The sequence below is a fragment of the Pseudaquabacterium inlustre genome (genome assembly GCF_038066595.1).
GTDB lineage: Bacteria > Pseudomonadota > Gammaproteobacteria > Burkholderiales > Burkholderiaceae_C > Pseudaquabacterium > Pseudaquabacterium inlustre.
In genome coordinates this window covers 255,712-276,600 of the sequence record NZ_JBBUTH010000007.1, presented here as the reverse complement: position 1 = coordinate 276,600, position 20,889 = coordinate 255,712, and the positions used below count along the sequence as shown (strand labels likewise).

Genomic DNA, 20,889 nt, shown 5'->3' with positions numbered 1-20,889 from the left:
ACGATGAGTGCCCTGCCCAGCGATGCCGCCGCCCCCGCCGAACTGCCCGAGGCCGTTGCCATCGTCGGCTGGGCCGGCCGCTATCCCGGCGCCGCCCACCTCGACCAGCTGTGGGACAACCTGCGCGGGGGCGTCGAATCGGTGCGTTTCTTCACCCGCGACGAACTGCTCGCCGCCGGCCTCGACCCGCAGCTGATCGACCGCCCCGACTACGTGCCGGCCAAGGGCCGGCTCGACGACGTGGAGCTGTTCGACGCCTCGTTCTTCGGCTACACGCCGCGCGAGGCGGCGGTGATGGACCCGCAGCACCGCCTGTTCCTCGAATGCGCCTGGGAGGCGCTGGAGAACGCAGGCCGCATCGTGCCCCGTGACGGCCAGGCCGTGGGCGTGTACGCGGCGAGCAGCATCAACACCTACCTGCTTCGAAACTGGAACACCGAGGCCTTCCGTGCGCTGGACGGGCTGGAGCTGCTGATCAGCTCCGACAAGGACTTTCTGGCCACCCGCGTGGCCTACAAGCTCGACCTCAAAGGCCCCGCGGTGGTGGTGCAGACGGCCTGCTCGTCGTCGCTTTCGGCGGTGTGCCAGGCCGCGCAGTCGCTGCTGGACTTCCAGTGCGACCTGGCGCTGGCCGGGGGCGTGTCGGTCAACAACCCGCGTGTCGGCGGCTATGTCTACCGCCAGGGCGCGATCATGTCGCCCGACGGCCACTGCCGCGCCTTCGACGCCGAGGCCCAGGGCACGCTGTCGGGCGAGGGCGTGGGCATCGTCGTGCTCAAGCGCCTGTCGGAGGCGCTGGCCGACGGCGACACCATCCACGCCGTGCTGCGCGGCTTCGCGCTGAACAACGACGGCGCCAACAAGATCGGCTACACCGCGCCCAGCGTCGACGGCCAGGCGGAGGTGATCCGCATGGCGCAGGCCTTCGCCGGCGTCGGGCCCGACGACATCTCCTACATCGAGGCCCACGGCACCGGCACCGAACTGGGTGATCCGATCGAGATCGCTGCGCTGACCCAGGCCTTCCGTGCCGGCACCGCGCGCCGGGGCTTCTGCGGCATCGGCTCGGTCAAGACCAACTTCGGCCACACCGATGCGGCGGCCGGCGTCACCGGCCTGCTGAAGGCGGCGCTGGCGCTGGACCACGGCGAGATCCCGCCCTCGCTGCACTACCAGCGGCCCAATCCGCACATCGATTTCGCCAACAGCCCGTTCCGCGTCATCGACCGCCTGACACCCTGGCCCGCCGAGGCGCCGCGGCCGTGGCGTGCCGGTGTCAGCGCCTTCGGCATCGGCGGCACCAATGCGCATGTGATCGTCGAGGAGGCGCCGCCGCAGGCCGCGTCGGGGCCGTCGCGGCCGGCGCAGCTGCTGCTGCTCTCGGCCCGCAGCGAGAAGGCACTGGACGCCGCCCAGCAGCGCCTGGCCGCCCATCTGGCCGCCCATCCGGAGCAGCCGCTGGCCGACGTGTGCCACACGCTGCAGGCCGGCCGGCGCGCGTTCGACTGGCGCCGTGCCGTGGTGGTGCGCGACGCCGCCGCTGCCCGGGACCGCCTGGCCCAGGGCGGCGGCGTCAAGCGCGTGGCCGGCGACCGGCCGGTGGTGTTCTGCTTCAGCGGCCAGGGCACGCAGCATCCCGGCATGGGTGCGGGCCTGTACCGCGACGAGCCGGTGTTCCGCCAGACGCTGGACCACTGCCTGGCCCTGCTGCGTGAGCACGCCGGCCTCGACCTCGCCCCGCTGCTGTTCGCAGCCGCCGACGACGAAGCCGCGGCCGCTGCGTTGCGCGACACCCGCTGTGCGCAGCCGGCGCTGTTCGCGCTGGAGTACGCGCTGGCCAGCACCTGGATGCACTGGGGCGTGCAGCCCGACGCGATGATCGGCCACAGCATCGGCGAGTACGTCGCCGCCTGCCTGGCCGGCGTGATGTCGCTCGACGACGCGCTGGCGCTGGTGGCGCTGCGGGGCCGCCTGGTGGCGTCGCTGCCGGCGGGGGCCATGCTGGCGGTGCCGATGGCCGAGAAGCCGCTGGCGCCGCTGCTGCGGCCGCCCCTGGCCATCGCCGCGGTCAATGCGCCCAAGCTGTGCGTGGTGGCCGGCGAGACCGCTGCCGTGGCCGCGCTCGAGGACGAACTGCGTGCCAGCGGGCTGGCGCCGACACGGCTGCACACCTCGCACGCCTTCCACTCGCCGATGCTCGACCCGATCCTGGACGAGTTCCACCGCGCGGTGGCGCGTGTGCGCCTGTCGCCGCCGCAGCGGCCGTATGTGACCAATGTCGACGGCGGCTGGATCCGGCCCGAGCAGGCCACCGACCCACGGCACTGGGTGCGCCACCTGCGCGAGGCGGTGCGCTTCTCGGCCGGCGTGCGCCTGCTGCTGGAGGACGAGGCCCGGCTGTTCATCGAGATCGGGCCGGGCGCCACGCTCACCGGCCTGGTGCGCCAGCATGTCGAGGCCTCGGGGGCCGAGCGGGCGCTGGCCTCGATGCGCTCGCCGCGCGACGGCACCGACGACGGCGAGTTCCTGCTCGGCGCACTGGGCCGCGCCTGGCAGTCGGGTGTCAACGTCGACTGGGACGCCTTCGCCGCCCAGGAGCGCCGGCGCCGCGTGCCGCTGCCCAGCTACCCGTTCGAGCGCCGCCGCTTCTGGGTCGAGCCTTCGGCCACCGACGGCCCGCCGCGGGCGGAAGCGCCGTTGCGCAAGCTGGCCGACCCGGCCGACTGGCTGCACGTGCCGGCCTGGCGCCAGGCGCCGCTGGCGCCGGCCGACGCGCCGGCCGGCCCCTGGCTGGTGCTGGCCGATGCCGCTGGCCTGGGCGACGCGCTGGTGGCGGCCCTGGCCGCCACGGGGCGGCGCGTGACCGTGGCCACCGCGGGCACGGCCTTCGAGCAGCCGGCGCCGGGGCGCTTCACGCTGCGCCCCGCGGTGGCCGAGGACCATGAGGCGCTGTTCGCGGCGCTGGAGGCGCAGGGCGCCGCGCCCGCGGTGGTGGTGCATGCCTGGGCCGCCGACGGCGGCGAGACCCGCTGCTTCTGGAGCCCGCTGGCCACCGTGCGGGCCGCCGGCCGGCGCGGCGCGGTGCGCCTGCTGTTCGTCACCGCCGGCGCCCAGGCGGTGCTGGCCGGGGAGCACGTCGACGCCACGGCGGCGCTGGTGGCCGGCCCCGCGCTGGTGGGCCGGGCCGAGTACGAGCGGCTCGATGCGCGCTGGATCGACCTGCCGCGCGAGCCCGCTGCCGCGGCCGCGGCCCTGCTGGCCGAGGCCGGCGCGCCGGCCGCACCGCGCGGCGCGCCGGCCGAGCCCGTGGCCTGGCGCGGCGCGCAGCGCTGGCTGCGCGGCCATGCGCCGCTGCCGCTGGCGGCACCGGCTCCTGGCGTGCCCGGGCTGGGCGCCGGCGCGGTGGTGCTGGTCACCGGCGGCTTCGGCGGCATCGGCCTGGCGCTGGCCGCGGGCATCGCGCGCAGCGTGCCGCAGGCGCGGCTGGCGCTGCTGGGCCGCCACGCGCTGCCGCCGCGCGAGACCTGGGACGGCTGGCTCGCCGCCCAGCCTGCCGGCGACGCCACGGCGCGCCGCATCCGCGCCGTGCAGGCGCTGGAGCAGGCGGGCGCCACCGTGCTGCCGCTGGCGGTCGACTTGGCCGATGCCGCCGCACTGGCGCAGGCGGTGGCCATGGTGCGCCAGCGCCTGGGCCGCATCGATGCGGCCATCCATGCCGCCGGCGTGGCGGGCGGCGGCATCGTCGAGCTCAAGACGCCCGAGGCCGCCGCCGCGGTGCTGGCGCCCAAGGTGAGCGGCACGCGGGCGCTGGAGGCCGCCCTGGCGGCCACCCCCGGCGCGCCGCCGCTGGCCTGGCTGCTGCACTGTTCGTCGCTCACCGCCACGCTGGGCAGCGCAGGGCAGGTGGACTACACCGCGGCCAACGCCTTCCAGGACGCCCATGCCCATGAGGCCGCGGCGCAGGGCCGGCGCGTGGTGTCGGTGCAGTGGGACACCTGGGCCGAGTCGGGCATGGCGCTGGCCGCCGAGTTGCCGGCGGCGATGGCCGCGCAGCGCGCGCAGGGCCTGGCCGCCGGCCTCACCGATGCCGAGGGTTTCGAGGTGCTGCGCCGTGCGCTGGCCGCCGGACAGCCGCAGCTGCTGGTGTCGACCCGCGACCTGGCCGCCCGCCTGCGTCCGCCGCCCGCTGCCGCCAGGCCGCTGGCGCCCAGGGCCGATGCCGAGGCCCCCCCCGATGGCGACGCCGCCGCGGCCGATGATGCAGCCCCCGAGGGCCGCGCGCGCCGCAGCCTGTCCACCCCCTTCGTCGCACCGCGCACCGACACCGAGCGTGCCGTGGCCGCGGCCTGGCAGGACCTGTTCGGCATCGAGGCCATGGGCGTCGACGACGATTTCTTCGAGGCCGACGGTCACTCGCTGCTGGCCATCCAGATCGTCGCGCGCCTGACCAAGGACCTGAACGTGCGCCTGCCGGTCAACGCGCTGTTCGAGTCGCCCACCATCGCCCGGCTGGCGGCGCGCATCGACGGCCTGCGTGCCGAGCCGGGCAGCGACGAGGCGCGCATCGCCGAGGCGCTGGCGATGGTCGAGCAGCTCAGCGACGACGAGATCGCCAAGCTGCTGGCCGACGACGGCGCGGCGCCGCACTGAGCCCCAGCCGCGATGGCCACGCTGCCGCCCACGCCCCCCGATCCGCGCGCGCGCCTGGCGGCGCTGCCGCCGGACAAGCGCGCCGCGCTCGAGGCGCTGCTGCGGCGCCAGGGCGTGGCGCTGCCGGCCGAGGCCGCGCCCACGCCGCAGCGCCGGGCCGATCCGTCGGCGCCGGCGCCCCTGTCCTTCGACCAGCTGCGCATGTGGTTCCTGCACCAGCTGGCACCGCAGGGCCAGGCCCTGCACCTGCAGCTGCGCGGCATCTTCGACGCCGACGTGGCCCGGCTCGAGGCTGCGCTGGGGCAGCTGCTGCAGCGCCACGAGATCCTGCGCACGCGCTATGTGCTGCAGGGTGCCGAGCCGGTGCAGATCGTGGACGCAGCCCCGGCGTCGGTCACGCTGTCGGTCGTCGACCTGTCGCAGCTGGACGACGACGGGGCGATCACCGCTGCCGCGCTGCCGCACATCGAGGCCGCGCGTGCGCGGCCGATCGACCTGGCGCAAGGGCCGGTGTGGCACGCGCTGGCCTTCCGCCTGGCGCGTGGGCGCAGCGGGCTGTGCCTCACGGTGCACCACATCGCCAGCGATGGCTGGTCGATCGACGCGCTGATCGCCGAGCTGCGCGAGCTCTGTGCCGCCGCCCAGGCCGGGCGCGCGCCGGCGCTCGAGCCGCTGCCGCTGCAGTACGCCGACTACGCCACCTGGCAGCGCGCCTGGCTGCAGGGTGAGGCGCTGCAGCGCCAGATCGCCTGGTGGCGCGAGCGCCTGGCCGGCATGCCCCAGGTGCTGGACCTGCGCACCGACTTCCCGCGGCCGGCCGTGGCCGGCGGCCGCGGCGCGGCCATCGCGGTGGTGGTCGAGCCGGCGCTGCTGGAGGGCCTGCGCACCGTCGCCAAGGCGCAGCGTGCCACGATGTTCATGACGCTGCTGGCCGTCTACCAGTGCGTGCTGGCGCGCAACACCGGGCAGTTCGATGTCGTCGTCGGCACCCCGGTGGCCGGCCGCGAGCGGCCCGAGTTCGCGCAGGTGCAGGGCCTGTTCCTTAACAGCCTGGTGCTGCGCACCGACCTGTCGGGCGACCTGCGCTTCGACGAGGCCCTGGCCCGCGTGCGCGACACCGTGTCGGCGGCCTTCAGCCATGCCGAGCTGCCCTTCGAGAAGCTGGTGGCAGCCCTGCAGCCGCAGCGCGACCTGTCGCGCAACCCCTTGTTTCAGGCCCTGTTCACCCAGCCCATCCTGGGCCGCTACACCGAAGGCGTCACGCGCCGCAGTGCCGAGGGGCCGCAGGCCCTGGCCCAGGGGCAGGGCGAGTTCGACCTGGGCCTGTGGTTCGAGGACTATGGCGGCGAGGCCACGCTGACCTGGCATTACGACGCCGACCTGTTCGCGCCGCCCACGATCGAGCGGCTGGCGCGCCAGTTCCTGAGCCTGGCGCGTGCCGCAGCGGCCGATCCCGGCGTGCGCGTCGAGCAGGCCGACCTGCTGTCGCCCGACGAGCACGCGGCGCTGGCCGCCGAGCGCGCCGCGGCGCGCCGGCCCCTGCCCACCGAGCCGTTCGTGCTCGCCGTCGAGCGGCAGGCGGCGCGCCGCCCCGAGGCCACGGCCCTGGTGTTCGAGGACCAGCGCCTGGGCCGTGCCGAGCTCGATGCGCGCGCCAACCGGCTGGCGCGCCATCTGCGTGCGGCCGGTGCGGGCCGCGAGACGCGGGTGGCCGTGCACCTGCCGCGTGGTGTCGACATGCTGGTGGCGGTGCTGGCCGTGCTGAAAGCCGGCGCCAGCTATGTGCCGATGGACCCGGCCTACCCGCGTGAGCGCCTGGCCGGCATGCTGGACGACAGCGGCGCTGCGCTGCGCCTGACCCACGCCGCGCTGCGCGACGCGTTGCCCGTGGATGCGGCGCGCCCGGTGTGCCTGGACACCGAGGCCGATGCCATCGCCGCGCACGACAGCGCGCCGGGGGCCGACCTGCCGTGCCCGGCGCTGGGCGATCTGGCCTACACCATCTACACCTCGGGCTCCACCGGGCGGCCCAAGGGCGTGATGGTCGAGCACGGTGCGCTGGCCAACTTCCTGGCCGCGATGGCCGAGGCGCCGGGCTGCGGCGAGGACGACGTGCTGGTGGCCGTGACCACGCTGTCCTTCGACATCGCCGGGCTCGAGCTCTACCTGCCGCTGGTGTGCGGCGCCACCGTGGTGCTGGCACCGTCTGCGGTGGCCGCCGATGGCGCGGCGCTGGCGCGGCTGATCGACGGCCAGGGCGCCACCATGGTGCAGGCCACACCGGCCACCTGGCGCCTGCTGCTGGCCGCCGGCTGGCGCAGCCGGCCGGGCCTGACGATGCTGTGCGGCGGCGAGGCGCTGCCGCGTGAGCTGGCCAACCGGCTGCTCGCCGGCGGTGGTGCGCTGTGGAACCTGTACGGGCCCACCGAGACCACCATCTGGTCGACGGCCGGCCGGGTCGAGCCGGGCAGCGCCAGCGTGCCGCTGGGCCGTGCCATTGCCAACACCCAGTTGCACGTGCTCGACCGCCATGGCCGGCCGGCACTGCCCGGCGCGGTGGGCGAACTGGCCATCGGCGGCGCCGGCGTGGCGCGCGGCTACTGGCGCCGCGACGCGCTGACCGCCGAGCGCTTCGTGGCCGATCCCTTCGCCGACGCGCCGGGGGCGCGCATGTACCTCACCGGCGACGCCGTGCGCCGCCTGGCCGATGGCACGCTGGAGTTCATCGGCCGCAACGACGGCCAGGTCAAGCTGCGCGGCTTCCGCATCGAGCTCGGCGAGATCGAGGCCGTGCTGGAACGCGCGCCCGGCGTTGCGCAGGCCGTGGTGCTGCTGCGCGAGGACCGACCCGGCGATGCCCGGCTGGTGGCCTATGTGGTGCCCGCGCCCGGCGGCCCGGCACCGGAGGTGGCCTCGCTGCAGCGCCATGCCGCGGCCACGCTGCCGGTGCACATGCTGCCCTCGGCCTGGGTGCTGCGCGAGGCCATGCCGCTGACGGCCAATGGCAAGGTCGACCGCAAGGCGCTGCCGCCGCCCGCGCAGCGCGCTGCCGACGCACCGGCGCAACCGCCGGCCACCGTGCTGGAGCAGCGCATCGGCGCCATCTGGCAGCAGGTGCTGGGGCTGGAGCGGGTGGGCCGCGATGACAACTTCTTCGACCTGGGTGGGCATTCGCTGGGCTTCGTGCAGGTGCAGGCGGCGCTGCGCGAGGCCACCGGCGTCGAGGTGCCGGTGGTGCAGCTGTTCGAGCACCCGACCGTGGCGGCGCTGGCCGCCCATCTGGCGCGCCTGGCCGGCACCGATGCGGACCGTGCCGATGGGTCGCCCACGCCCACCTCCGACCGTACCCCCATGTCCGCACCGCGGCCGGCCTCGCGGGACATAGCGGTGGTGGCCGTGCACGGGCGCTTTCCCGGCGCCGACAGCGTGGATGCGCTGTGGCGCATGCTGTGCGAGGGCCGCGAGGGCATCCACTTCGCCACCCGCGACGAACTGCTGGCCGCCGGCCATGACCCGGCCCTGGTCGACCACCCCGATCACGTGCCGGCCAAGGGCGTCGCGCCCGATGTCGACCGCTTCGATGCCGGGCTGTTCGGCTATGCGCCGGCCGATGCCGAGGCGCTCGATCCGCAGCAGCGCATCTTCCTCGAGCATGCCTGGGCCGCGCTGGAGGCCGCCGGCGTCGATGCGCGGCGCTTTGCCGGTGCGGTGGGCGTGTACGCCTCGTCCAGCCTGAACAGCTACTCGCTGCAGGAGGTGCAGGCCGGCGGTGAGGCCAGCCGCATGTTCCTCAACGACAAGGACTACCTGGCCACGCGGGTGGCCTACAAGCTGGACTTGCGCGGCCCCAGCCTGACGGTGCAGACCGCCTGCTCGTCGTCGCTGGTGGCCATCGTCGAGGCCTGCGAATCGCTGGCCGCCGGCCGCTGCGATCTCGCGCTGGCCGGCGGCGTGTCGGTCAGCGCGCCGCTGCCGGGCGGCCACCTGTGGCTGCAGGGCGGCGTGGCCTCGCGCGACGGCCATTGCCGCGCCTTCGACGCCCAGGCCAGCGGCTGCGTGGCCGGCAATGGCTGCGCGGTGGTGGTGCTGGAGCGGCTCGACGACGCGCTGGCCGCCGGCCGGCCGGTGCTGGCCGTGGTGCGGGGCGCGGCCGTCAACAACGACGGCGCGGCCAAGGCCGGCTTCACGGCCCCCAGCGTGGCGGGCCAGGCGGCGGTGATCGCCGCGGCCCAGGCCGCCGCCGGCGTGGCGCCCGACAGCATCGACCTGGTGGAATGCCATGGCACCGGCACCGTGCTGGGCGATCCGATCGAACTGGCGGCGCTGACCCGCGCCTTCCGCGACGGCGGTGACACGCGCGAGCAGGCCTGCGCGATCGGCTCGCTGAAGACCAACATCGGCCATCTCGACGCGGCCGCCGGCGCCGCCGGCTTCATCAAGGCCGTGCTGTGCCTGGCCCATGCCCGGTTGGTGCCCAGCCTGCACTTCGAGCAGCCCAATCCGAAGCTGGCGCTGGCCACCAGCCCATTCCGGGTGCAGACGGCCGTGGCCGACTGGCCTGCCCGTGCCGGCCAGCCGCGCCGCGCGGGCGTCAGCGCCTTCGGCATCGGGGGCACCAATGCGCATGTGGTGCTCGAGCAGGCGCCGGCACCGGCCCGCGCTGCGGCTCCGACTGACGCCGGCCCGCAGCTGCTGCTGCTGTCGGCCCAGGGCCCGCAGGCGCTGCAGGACGCCGCGGTCGCGCTGTCGGCCCATCTGCAGGCCCATCCCGGGCTGTCACTGGCCGATGTGGCGCACACCTTGCAGCAGGGTCGGCGGGTGTTCGCACAGCGCCTGGCGGTGGTGGCGCGCGACAGCGCCGATGCGGCCGCGGCACTGGCCGATCCGCGCCGCGCGCTGCACGGCCACGCGCCCGACGCCGCGCCCGGCGTGGCCTTCCTGTTCAGCGGCCAGGGGGCGCAGGCGCCCGGCATGGCGCGCGGGCTGTACGAGGCGTTCGCGGTGTTCCGCGCCCAGTTCGACCGCTGCGCCGAGGCGCTGCGTGCGCCGCTGGGGCTGGACCTGCGCGATCTGGTGTTCGCCGCGCCCGAGGATCCGGCCGCCGCCGCGCGCCTGGCCGAAACCTGCCATGCGCAGCCGGCACTGTTCGCGGTGGAGATCGCGCTGGCCGCGCAATGGGCGGCCTGGGGCGTCACGCCGGCGGCCATGCTGGGCCACAGCCTGGGCGAGTACGTGGCCGCCACGCTGGCCGGCACCTTCACGCTCGACGACGCGCTGCGCCTGGTGGTGCTGCGCGGCCGCGCCATGCAGGCCCAGCCGCCCGGCGCGATGTGCGCGGTGCCGTTGCCCGCCGATGCGCTGGGCCTGTGGTGGCAGCCGGGGCTGGCTGTCGCGGCGCACAACGCGCCGGCGCTCACCGTGGTGTCGGGCCCGTTCGAGGCGGTGGCCGCGTTCGAGGCCGCGCTGGCCGGCGCGGGCCACGCGGTGCGCCGGCTGCAGACCTCGCACGCCTTCCACTCGCCGCTGATGGACGGCGCGGCCGAGCCACTGCGCGCCGCGCTGGCGGCCACGCCGATGGCGGCGCCGCGGCAGCCCTGGGTGTCCAACCTCAGCGGCACCTGGATCACGCCGGAGCAGGCCACCAGCCCCGATTACTGGGTTCGCCACCTGCTGGCGCCGGTGCGCTTCCACGAGGGCCTGCAGACCCTGCTGGACGCGCACACGGTGTGCATCGAGATCGGCCCCGGCCAGGCGCTGACCGCGTTCGCGCGGCAGGCCGGCACCCCCACTGCGATCACCGCGATCCCCAGCCTGCCGCGCGACCGCTCGGCCCAGCCCGAGGCCGAGGCGCTGCTGGCCGCGCTCGGCCGCGCCTGGACTGCCGGCGTGGCGCCCGACTGGGCGGCGCTGCACGGCGGCGCACCGCGGCGAAGCCTGACCCTGCCGGGCTATGCCTTCCAGCGCCAGCGCTACTGGACGCCGCCGCGTCCGGCGCGGCGCGACGCCCCCGACGGCCGCAGCAAGCGGGCCGACACCGCAAGCTGGCTGTACCGGCCGGCCTGGACCTCGGCCATGCCGGCGCCGGTGGATGCCGCGGCGCTGGCCGGCGAATGGCTGGTGTTCCTGCACCCGGGGGGCCTGGCCGATGCGCTGGCGGCCGACCTGCGCCGGCATGGCGCGCGCGTGCTGTGCGTGCAGCCGGGCGAGCGCCTGCGCGAGCTGGGCCCCGACCGTTTCGAGCTCGACGCGGCCGACCCCGCCGCCTACCGCAAGCTGCTGCAGGCCCTGGAGGCCGCCGGCCGCGCGCCCGCACGGGTGCTGCATGCCTGGGGCCTGGACGAGGCCGGTGCGTCGGGCGCCAACCCGGCCGCACTGGATCTGGGCTGGTACAGCGCGCTCTATCTGGCCCAGGCGCTGGCCGCCGCTGCCCCGGCCGGGCCGGGCGCACCGCCGCCGCTTGCGCTGCTGACCGAAGGCGCCCAGGCCGTCACCGGCGACGAAGCCCTGCGGCCCGAGGCCGCGGCCGTGCTGGGCCTGGCCCGCGTGCTGCCGCAGGAACGGCCCGGCTGGGCCGTGCGCATGATCGATGTGGGCGGGCGCGATGGCGCCTTGGCGCCCGGGCTGCGGCGGGCGCTGCTGGGCGAGCTGTCGCAGCACCGCGGTACGCCGGCGAGCGGCGCCACGGGGACTGTGGAGTCCGTGGAGGCCCTGGAGGTCGTGGTGGCTGTCCGCGCACGCCGGCGCTGGACGCTGCGACACGCGCCGGCAACGCAGGGCGCGGCACCGCAGGGCGCGGCCCTGGCGCCGCCGCTGCGTCCGCGCGCCGTGGTGCTGATCAGCGGCGGCCTGGGCCAGGTGGGTCTGGCGCTGGCGGGGCATTTCGCCACGGCCGCGCAGGCGCGGCTGGTGCTGCTGGGGCGCAGCGCGTTCCCGCCGCCGACGCAGTGGGACGACTGGCTGGCCCGCCATGACGCGACCGACGCCACCGCGCAGCGCATCCGCCGGCTGCGCGACCTGCAGGCCCTGGGCGCCGAGGTCTGCGTGGTGTCGGCCGATGTCACCGACGTTGCCGCGATGCAGGTGCTGGCCGCCGATCTGCGCCAGCGCTACGGTGCCGTGCATGGCGTGGTGCATGCCGCCGGTGTGCTGGCCGGCGCGTCGTTTGCGCCGTTCTCCCAGCTCACGCGCGCCGCCTGCGAGCAGCAGTTCGGCCCCAAGCTGCGCGGCGCGCAGGTGCTGGCCGACTGCTTCGACGCCGACGGCGGGCTCGACTTCTTCCTGCCGGTGTCGTCGATCTCCACCGTGCTGGGCGGCTGGTCGATGGCGGCCTACGCCGCGGCCAACGCCTGCCTGGACGCGCTGGCGCAGCGCCGCCATGCCGACGGACACGGCCACTGGTGCAGCGTCGACTGGGACGCCTGGCGCTTCGACGACGCAGGCCCCGCCCGCGCCGGCACGCTGGCCGCGCTGGCGCTGCGGCCTGACGAAGGCACGCAGGTGCTGGCGCGCGTGCTGGCGCTGCGCGCCGGCACGGCCGAGCCGCAGTGGGTGGTGTCCACCGCCGACCTGGCGGCGCGCCAGGCCCTGCTGGCCAGCGATGCGCAGGCGCCTGCCGCGGTGGCCCCTGCCGCTGCGCATGAGCGTCCGGCGCTGGCCGGCCAGTTCGTCGAGCCGCGCAGCCCGATCGAGCAGGCCATTGCCGAGGTCTGGCAGGAACTGCTGGGCATCGACCGCGTGGGGGTCCACGACAACTTCTTCGACCTGGGCGGTCATTCGCTGCTGGCCGTGCGCGCCGCGGCGCGGCTGCGCGAGAAGCTGGGGCTGGACATCACGCTGGAGCGCTTTCTGTCGGCCGGCACCATCGACCAGGTGGCCTGGCAGACCATGGGCCAGTTCGCGGCCAGCGTGCAGGCTGCGGGTGCGACCGCGCCAGACACGCTTGACATGCCGGATGCCGCGGCCGAGCCTGACGCGCCCGCCGCGTCCGTGGCAACCGTGGCGCCGGTCCCGCCGCTGCAGCCGGCGCTGGAGCCGTTCTTCTTCGGCCCGGCCGGGCGCACACTGTTCGGCCTGCTGCGCCGGGCACCGCAGCCCACCGGCCGGGCGGTGCTGCTGTGCGCGCCGCATGGCCACGAGTACGTGCGCTGCCACCGCGCCTTGCGCGAACTGGCGGTGGCGCTGGCCCATGCCGGCTGCGACACGCTGAGCTTCGACTACCACGGCACCGGCGACGCGTTCGGCGACTATGCCGACGTCACGCTGGATGGCTGGATCGACGACGCGCGCTGCGCCATCGACACGCTGCGCCAGCGCACTGGTGCGGCCCAGGTGCATGTGGCGGGCCTGCGCCTGGGCGGGGCCATCGCGCTGCAGGCCGCACTCGGCCGCAGCGACGTGGCCGCGCTGCACCTGTGGGACCCGGTGGTCGCGGCGGCCGATCTGGCGGCCGAGCGGGCCGAGATCGCGGCGCTGCAGGCGCTGTCGCCGCACCAGCAGCAGGACGTGCGCCAGTCCGACGTGCTGGCGTTCCCCGAGCCGCCGGCCCTGGCTGCGGCGCTGGATGCGCTGGACCTGACCGCGCAGCTGGGGCCGGGCCTGCCCCCGATCGGCGTGCTGGAAACCGGCCGCGAGGCCGGCGGCCGGCGCCTGGTGGACCTGGCCCGTGCGCTGGGCGTGGCGGCGCGTCACCGGCGCGTCGACGAGGCCCGGGTGTGGACGCGCGAGCCCTACGAGGCGGTGGCCGCGCGCGACGCGCTGGCGGCGCTGCACGGTGCCATCACGGAGGCGGCATGAGGGCCGAGGCGCATCCGGTGCGCGAGCAGGCGCTGGTCTTCGGCGACGGCCTGGTCGGCGTGCTGAGCGCGCCGGCTGTGGCGCCGCCCGGGGCGGGTGAGCGGCCGGCACTGCTGGTGGTCAACGCCGGCCTGGTGCACCGCAGCGGCCCGCAGCGCCTGCACGTGGCCCTGCTGCGGCGCATGGCGGCCCAGGGCTTCACCGGCCTGCGCTTCGACTTCTCGGGCATCGGCGACAGCCTGCCGCGGGCCGACTCGCTGCCTTACACGCAGAGCACGCTGCTCGAACTGCGCCAGGCCATGGATGCGGTGGCCGCCCACAGCGGCTGCACGCGCTTCGTCGTGCTGGGGTTGTCCAGCGGCGCGCTGGTGTCGCTGGCCGCTGCCGGGGCCGACGAGCGGGTGGCCGGCGTGTGCCTGATGAACCCGCATGGCTTCGGCAGCGCCTCGGTGTGGGGCGAGCATGTCGACGCGCTGTCGGCCGGCCGCGACTACGCGCGCAACCTGCGCAGCCTGGACAGCTGGCGCAAGCTGCTGACCGGGCGCACCAACTACCGCCGGCTGTTGTCGGCGGTGCGCGCGCGCGTGGTGCCGCGGCCCGCCGATCCCGAGCATGCGGCCGTCACCGCGGCGGCGCAGCCGCTGTTCGCCGGCGTGTTCGCGCGGGCGCTGCCGGCGCTGTTCGTGTTCTCGGAAAAGGACGCCAGCCGCGACAACATCGAGCAGATCCTCGGCCGCGGCTGGCAGCGCCGCCTGGGGGCCACGGTGCGCGTGGCCACCATCGCCGACGCCAACCACACCTTCGCCAATCCCGGCCACCTGCAGCAGGTGCTGGCGGCCATCGAGCAGTGGATTCTGCAGGCCTGGCCGGTCGCCAGCGCGGCGCACAATCAGGGCCCGGCAGCGCGGGCCGGCCTCGCCCTCGGAGATTCGCATGGCCTTTGAGTTCAGCGACCGTCACATCGTGGAGTACCACACCCAGGGCTATGTGGTGCTGCGCGACCTGCTGCCTGCCACGCTGCTGACCGACCTGCGCCGCGAGACCGACCGTGGCCGCGAGATCGCGCGGCGCCTGGGCGGCGGCAATGCCCAGCGCCTGCAGCCGGTGCAGGAGCATCTGGACCCCCGCCCGTTCGCCGAGCTGTGGGGCCTGCCGGCGCTGCACCACGCGCTGACCGAGATCCTGCGCGGCATCGAGTTCAGCGTCGAAGGCGACGCGGTGCTGTACGAGCCTGGCGAGTCGCCGTACTGCATGTGCTGGCACCGCGACTTCCGCGACCTCTCACCCGGCATGGACCTGGCGGCCTGGCAGGCCAGCTTCCACGACCTGCGGCTGTTCAACCAGACCAATGTGGCGCTGTACGACGACGCCTGTCTGTGGGTGGTGCCCGGCAGCCATCTGCGAGCCGACACGCCCGACGAGATCCGGCGCTTCCCGGAGCGGCCGGTGCCCGCGCCCGACTTCACCGGCCTGACGCCCGAGCAGGCCGAGTACACCGCCCGCGACTACGCCCACAGCATGCCCGGCGCGGTGCAGGCGCCGCTGAACGCCGGCGATTTCATGGTCTACCGCAACACGCTGTGGCACCTGGGCAGCTACGTGCCGTACATCAAGCGCGCCACGGTGCACGGCTCCATCGTCACCGAGGCCTACCGGCAGTACGTGCTCACGCAGTGGCTGCCCTATGCCAAGGGCGAGTTGCCGCGGGTGTGGCACAACGTCAACGCCGGCACGCCGGCCTACCGCGAAGGCCTGTGGCAGCGCCGTGCCGGCCAGTGGGCGGCGCGCCTGCGCCGCCTGGCCGGCGCCTGAGCGGGGGGGGCGGCAACATGGCCTTCGTCTTCAGCGACCAGCACATCGGCGAGTACCACACGCGGGGCTACACGGTCTTTCGCGACCTCATCCCGCCGCGCCTGCTGGCCGACCTGCGCCGTGAGGCCGACCGCGGCCGGCCCATCGCGCGCCGGCTGGCCGGCGGCAATGCACAGCGCCTGCAGCCCATCGCGCCGCACCTGGACATGCGGCCCTTCGACGAGCTCGACCGCCTGCCGGTGCTGCAGCAGGCGCTGGCGGCGATCTTCGAGCACGACCCCGGCATGGTGGTCGACCTGTCGGCGGCGCGCGAGCACCTGGGCATCCTGTATGAACCCGGCGATTCGCCCTACTGCATGGGCTGGCACCGCGACTACCGCGACCTGTGGCCCGGCATCGACCTGGCCAAGTGGCAGCGCCTGCTGCTGTCGCCACGCATGTTCAACCAGACCAACGTGGCGCTGTACGACGACGGCTGCCTGTGGGCGGTGCCCGGCAGCCACCTGCGCGGCGACACGCCGGGCGAGATCCGGCGCTTTCCAGACCGCCCGATCCCGTACCCCGACGTGTCACGCCTGACACCCGAGGCCGCCGAGCTGACCTGCCGCGACTACGTGCGCTCGATGCCGGGGGCCGAGCAGGTGCGCCTGAACGCGGGCGACTTCATGCTCTACCGCAACACGCTGTGGCACATCGGCAGCTATGTGCCGTATGTCAAGCGCGCCACCATCCACGGTGCGCTGCTGACACCGGAGTACCAGGACTTCTTCGCCCACGATTTCAAGCCGGTGCTCGACGCCTGGGTGGCCGGCGACCGCCGGCCGTTCGAGAACCTGAACGCCCACACCGCGGCCTACCGCGCGGCGCTGCCACGCATCGTGGCGGCGCGCGGCTGGAGGCGGATGCACCAGGCGGCCGGCTGGCTGCTGCCGCGCGTCAAGCGGCGGCTGGGCCTGGGCTAGCGCGGCGTGGCAGTGCCGTGGCGCTGGCTGGCGGCCGCCTTGCGGCGCGCCTCGCCGCACTGGGTGCGCAATGCGCTGGCGGCCGAGCTGATCGGCTACGAACGCTGGCGCCCGCCCGAGGTGCTGCACGCGCCGCCGGGCCGGCGCCTGCTGGTGCTGGCGCCGCACCCGGACGACGAGTCGATCGCCTGTGGCGGCACGCTGGCCCTGGCGGTGGCCGCCGGCGCCGCGGTGCAGGTGGTGTTCCTCACCGACGGCCGGCTCGGTGACGCGGCCCTGCGCCGCCTGCCCGAGGGCTCGGCCGGGCGCCGCGCGGCCGAGGAGGCCCTGGCCGCACGCCGCCAGGGCGAGGCACTGGCGGCCCTGGCCGCACTGGGCGTGACCGAACACTGCTTCGCCGGCGCGCCCGACGGTGCGCTGCGCGCGCACCTGGCAACGGTGGCCGACCAGCTGGCACCGCTGCTGGTGCAATGGCGGCCCGACACCGTGCTGCTGCCCTGCTTCACCGACCGGCATGCCGACCACTTTGCCGCCAACCTGTGCCTGTTCGCCGCGGTCGACCGGGCCGGGCCGGCGGCCTGCGCCGGGCTGCGCGTGCTGGGCTACGAGGCCTGGTCGCCGCTGTACGCCAACCTGGTGGTGGATGTCGACGCCACCTATGCACACAAGCGCCGCGCCATCGCCTGCCATGCCAGCCAGCTGGCGGGCGTGGACTACCTCGCCGGCGTGGAGGGGTTGAACCGCTTCCGCGCCATCTCGTCGATGGCCGGCTGCGGCCATGCCGAGGCTTTTCTGGCCGCGCCACTGCCGACCTACCGCCGGCTGGCCGAGTGCCTGCTGGCCTGAACGCCGCGCCGCCGTGCCCCGGTCGACAGGACGCCGCGTGCTGCAGGTGCTGGACAAGGCGCCCGGCGAGGGCGGCGTGGCCGTGCATGTGCAGTGGCTGTCCGAGGGCCTGGCCCAGGCGGGCTGGGAGGTGCACACGCTGCGCCTGCATGGCGCCGCCGTGCCGCCCCGCGCCGGGCTGGACCGCCACCGCCTGCCCTTCAGCTATGGCCGCAGCGGCGCCTGGCGGCATGCCGCGGCACTGGACGCGGTGCTGGCCGATGCCCGGCCCGACCTGGTGCACCTGCACGGCGCCACCACGCGGCTGGCGCATCCGCTGCTGGCGCGGCTGGCGGCTGCGCAGCCGCTGGTGGCCACGCTGCACGACACGCGGCTCTTCTGCTACGCGATGACGCGGCGCTTCGCGCCCGACGGCTCGCCCTGCACCCGCACCTGCGGCCCGGCATGCTTCGGCAGCGGCTGCATGCGCCCGGCCGGGGCGCTGGATGCGCTGCGCTGGCAGCGCCGCCAGCGCGTGGACGCTGCGGCGCTGGCCGTCTGGCGGCAACTGCCGCGCGTGCTGGTGCCCAGCACCTACCTGGCGGCGCTGGCGCTGCAGCACGGTTTTGCGCCGCAGGCGCTGCGGGTTCTGCCCCATCCGGCGGCGCTGCCGTCCCAGTCACCACAGCCGCGCGACACACCGCCGCTGGTGGCCTATGTCGGCTCGCTGATCGAGCTGAAGGGCCCGCTGGCGCTGCTGGACGCGCTGGAACGCCTCGGCGACCGGCCCTGGCAGGCGGTGATCGCCGGCACCGGCCCGCTGGCCGGCGAGATCGCCCGCCGCATCGCCCGGCCGCCGCTGGCCGGCCGGGTGCGGCTGGAAGGCGCGCTGGCCGGCCGCGCCGCGGTGGATGCGCTGATGGCCCGCGCCCGGGTGGTGGCCGTGCCCTCGCTGGCCGCAGAGTCCTTCGGGCTGGCCGGCCTGGAGGCGCTGGCCGCCGGCACGCCGGTGGTGGCCTTCGCCCAGGGCGGGGTGATGCAGTGGCTGCGCGACGGCGAGAACGGCCTGGCCGTGGCGCCCTTCGACACCGCGGCCTTCGCGGCCGCGCTGGCGCGCCTGATCGACGACGCCGACCTGGCCACGCGCCTGGGCAGGGCGGGCCGGGCGCAGGTGGCGGCGCAGCACCAGCCCGCCGCGGCCCTGGCCGCCTGCGCCGCGGTGTACGACGAGGCCCTCGCGACGCCATGACACCGCTGTACTACGCGCTGTACAGCGGCGAGCTCTATGGCACCGAGCGCATGGCGCTGGCCACCGTGCGCGGGCTGGCGCAGCGCGGCTTCGCGCCGCTGCTGCTGGCGCCGGCCGGACCGGTGCATGCCGCCGCGCGCGATGCGGGGGTGGCCAGCCAGGTGGTGGCCTCGCCGTTGGCCTGGCCTGCGGCCCTGTCCGCGCTGCTGGCGGCCAGCCGGCCCGCAGGCCCGGCGGTCTTCGTGGCCACCCGGCTGGAGCACTCGCTGGCATTCGCGCTGGCCAACGCGTGGTGGCGCCGGCCGGTGCTGCACCGCATGGTGGTGCACGGCGGCGGCGGCAAGAACGTCTACCACCGCAACCGCTGGCTGCGCCCGCTCGACCTGCGCTTCGTCGCCAACGCGCCCTTCGTGCGCGACGAACTGGTGGCCAATGGCGTGCCGGCCGCGCGCATCGACGTGGCCGAGAACTTCCTGGCCGATGCCGATGTGGCGGCCCTGCCGCGGCGCGCCGGCTTCACGACAGACGGCGTGCGCCGCGTCGCGGTGGTCTCGCGGCTGGCAGCGCCGAAGCGGCTGGACCTGCTGTTCGACGCGCTGGACGCCGAGCCGCGGCTGGCGGCCCTGCGTTTCGAGGTGTACGGCGACGGCGAGGAGCGCGCGACGCTCGCGCAGCGCGCCGCCCGGCATCCGAACCTGCGCCTGCATGGCTTCGTGCCCGATGCCGCCGCCCGGTTGCCGGCCCACGATCTGCTGCTGCACACCGCGCCGCGCGAGCCCTTCGGCCTGGTGGTGGTGGAGGCCATGGCCTGCGGCGTGCCGGTGCTGGTGCCCGACACCGGCGGCCCGGCCGACATCGTGGCCGGCGGCGCCGGGCTGACCTACCGGGCCGGCGATGCGCGGGACCTGGCAGCGCGGCTGCTGGACCTGGCCGGGGCGCCGGCGGCGCGATTGACCGCGCAGGCCGCGGCCGGGCTGGCGGCGCAGCAGCGCCGCTTCAGCGAAGCGGTGGGATTGGCGCGCTACGAGGCCCTGCTGCGGCACCCATCCTAGGGATGCCACCTCGACCTCGGGGGCCCACGCCGGTGCGCAGCCGTGCCTGCGGTGCAACACTGGTGTTTCCGCTTTGTTGCAGGGCTGTTTCCGGAATGAACCCCGAACTCGCCTCGCCCGCCGCCAAGCCGCGGCAGTCGCTCGGTCACATCCGTCCGTACAGCGCGCAGCTGGTCGAGCTGATGCGTGCGCTGGACGCCGCGCTGATCGCCGGCAGCCTGTGGTTCATCGCGGCCGTCAGCGGCTGGGGCCATGGCCAGCACAACGCCGCGCTGGCGGCCATTGCGGCCGTGGCCTTCATCCTGATCGCCGGCAGCAACGACGTCTACCGCTCCTGGCGGTCCGAATCGGTGTGGCTCGAGACCGGGCGCGTGGTCGGCTGCTGGGCGCTGGCCGTGGCCATCGCGCTGGCCGCCGAACTGCTGCTGCTGGGCCTGGGCCCCGATCTGCCGCGCTCGCTGGCCTGGGCCTGGGCGCTGGCCACGCCGGTGCTGCTGGCCGGGTCGCGCATCGCGATCCGCGGCTCGCTGCGCTGGGCACGGGTGCGCGGCCACAACTACCGGCGCACGGCGGTGGTCGGCAGCACCAGCATGGCGCTGCGCATCGCGCAGGAGATCGGCGCGGCACCCTGGATGGGCCTGAAGTTCGCCGGCTGCTACGACGACCGCAAGCCGGTCGACGAACGCGTGCTGCCCGAGGCCCTGCCGCACCTGCGCGGCAACATCGACGACCTGGTGCGTGCCGCCCATGCCGGCGATGTGGACCGCGTCTACATCACGCTGCCGATGCGCGCCGAACTGCGCATCAAGTCGCTGGTCGACCGGCTGTCGGAAACGCCGGTCACGGTGCTGTACGTGCCCGACTTCTTCCTGTTCACGATGCTGCACGCGCAGTGGGAGCATGTGGGCTCCAGCCACGCGGTCAATGTGGTGACCACGCCCTTCCTGGGCTACAGCGGCTGGACCAAGCGCGCCGAGGACATCGTGCTGTCCAGCCTGATCCTGGTGCTGATCGCGCTGCCCTTGCTGGTCATCGCGCTGGCCGTGCGCCTGAGCTCCCCCGGGCCGGTGCTGTTCCGCCAGCGGCGCTACGGCCTGAACGGCAAGGCCTTCGAGATCTGGAAGTTCCGCACGATGACGGTGATGGAGGACGGCGCCGACTTCGTGCAGGCCCGACAGGCCGACCCGCGGGTCACGCGGCTCGGGTCCTTTCTGCGTCGCACCTCGCTGGACGAACTGCCGCAGTTCATCAACGTGCTGCGCGGTGACATGTCCATCGTCGGCCCGCGACCACATCCGATGGCGCTGGACGAGCAGCACAAGCAGTTGATCCCGCACTACTGGTTCCGCCACAAGATCCGGCCTGGCATCACCGGTCTGGCGCAGATCAACGGCTACCGCGGCCCCACCGACACGCTGGACAAGATGGAGGGTCGCATCCAGTACGACATCGAGTACATCGACCGCTGGTCGCTGCTGCTCGACCTGAAGATCATCGTGCTGACCATCGTGCGCGGCTTCGTGCACCGCAACGCGTTCTGAACCGG

At 75.1% G+C, this 20,889-nt stretch carries 9 protein-coding genes; all 9 read left to right on the top strand.

Features of this window, described 5'->3' with window-relative positions; translation table 11 throughout:
• The first annotated feature begins 3 nt into the window (after positions 1 to 3).
• The 9 genes from AACH10_RS12850 (at position 4) to AACH10_RS12810 (ending at position 20,884) form a co-directional block, all read left to right on the top strand.
• Positions 4 to 4,650, top strand: coding sequence for a type I polyketide synthase (locus AACH10_RS12850; protein WP_341410823.1), 4,647 nt, complete (start codon positions 4 to 6; stop codon positions 4,648 to 4,650).
• A gap of 12 nt (positions 4,651 to 4,662) precedes the next feature.
• On the top strand, positions 4,663 to 13,443 hold the full coding sequence (locus AACH10_RS12845; protein ID WP_341410822.1) for a non-ribosomal peptide synthetase/type I polyketide synthase: 8,781 nt from the start codon (positions 4,663 to 4,665) through the stop codon (positions 13,441 to 13,443).
• The gene (locus AACH10_RS12840) at positions 13,440 to 14,387 is read left to right on the top strand and encodes an alpha/beta fold hydrolase (protein ID WP_341410821.1); all 948 of its coding nucleotides are present in this window, start codon (positions 13,440 to 13,442) and stop codon (positions 14,385 to 14,387) included. Before AACH10_RS12845 ends, AACH10_RS12840 begins: the two co-directional genes overlap by 4 nt.
• On the top strand, positions 14,377 to 15,255 hold the full coding sequence (locus tag AACH10_RS12835) for a phytanoyl-CoA dioxygenase family protein (protein ID WP_341410820.1): 879 nt from the start codon (positions 14,377 to 14,379) through the stop codon (positions 15,253 to 15,255). The genes AACH10_RS12840 and AACH10_RS12835 overlap by 11 nt, the downstream gene beginning before the upstream one ends.
• A gap of 17 nt (positions 15,256 to 15,272) precedes the next feature.
• Positions 15,273 to 16,217 (top strand): phytanoyl-CoA dioxygenase family protein, encoded by a 945-nt coding sequence (locus AACH10_RS12830; RefSeq protein WP_341410819.1) that lies wholly within the window; start codon positions 15,273 to 15,275, stop codon positions 16,215 to 16,217.
• Positions 16,218 to 16,223: 6 nt separating this feature from the next.
• A complete protein-coding gene (locus AACH10_RS12825; protein ID WP_341410818.1) occupies positions 16,224 to 17,063 on the top strand; it encodes a PIG-L deacetylase family protein in 840 nt (279 codons plus the stop codon).
• Between the two features lie 13 nt (positions 17,064 to 17,076).
• Positions 17,077 to 18,291 (top strand): glycosyltransferase family 4 protein, encoded by a 1,215-nt coding sequence (locus tag AACH10_RS12820; protein WP_341410817.1) that lies wholly within the window; start codon positions 17,077 to 17,079, stop codon positions 18,289 to 18,291.
• The gene (locus tag AACH10_RS12815) at positions 18,288 to 19,343 is read left to right on the top strand and encodes a glycosyltransferase (RefSeq protein ID WP_341410816.1); all 1,056 of its coding nucleotides are present in this window, start codon (positions 18,288 to 18,290) and stop codon (positions 19,341 to 19,343) included. The genes AACH10_RS12820 and AACH10_RS12815 overlap by 4 nt, the downstream gene beginning before the upstream one ends.
• Positions 19,344 to 19,438: 95 nt before the next feature.
• Positions 19,439 to 20,884: an undecaprenyl-phosphate glucose phosphotransferase gene (locus AACH10_RS12810; RefSeq protein WP_341410815.1), complete on the top strand. Its 1,446-nt coding sequence runs from the start codon at positions 19,439 to 19,441 to the stop codon at positions 20,882 to 20,884.
• Positions 20,885 to 20,889: the final 5 nt, after the last annotated feature.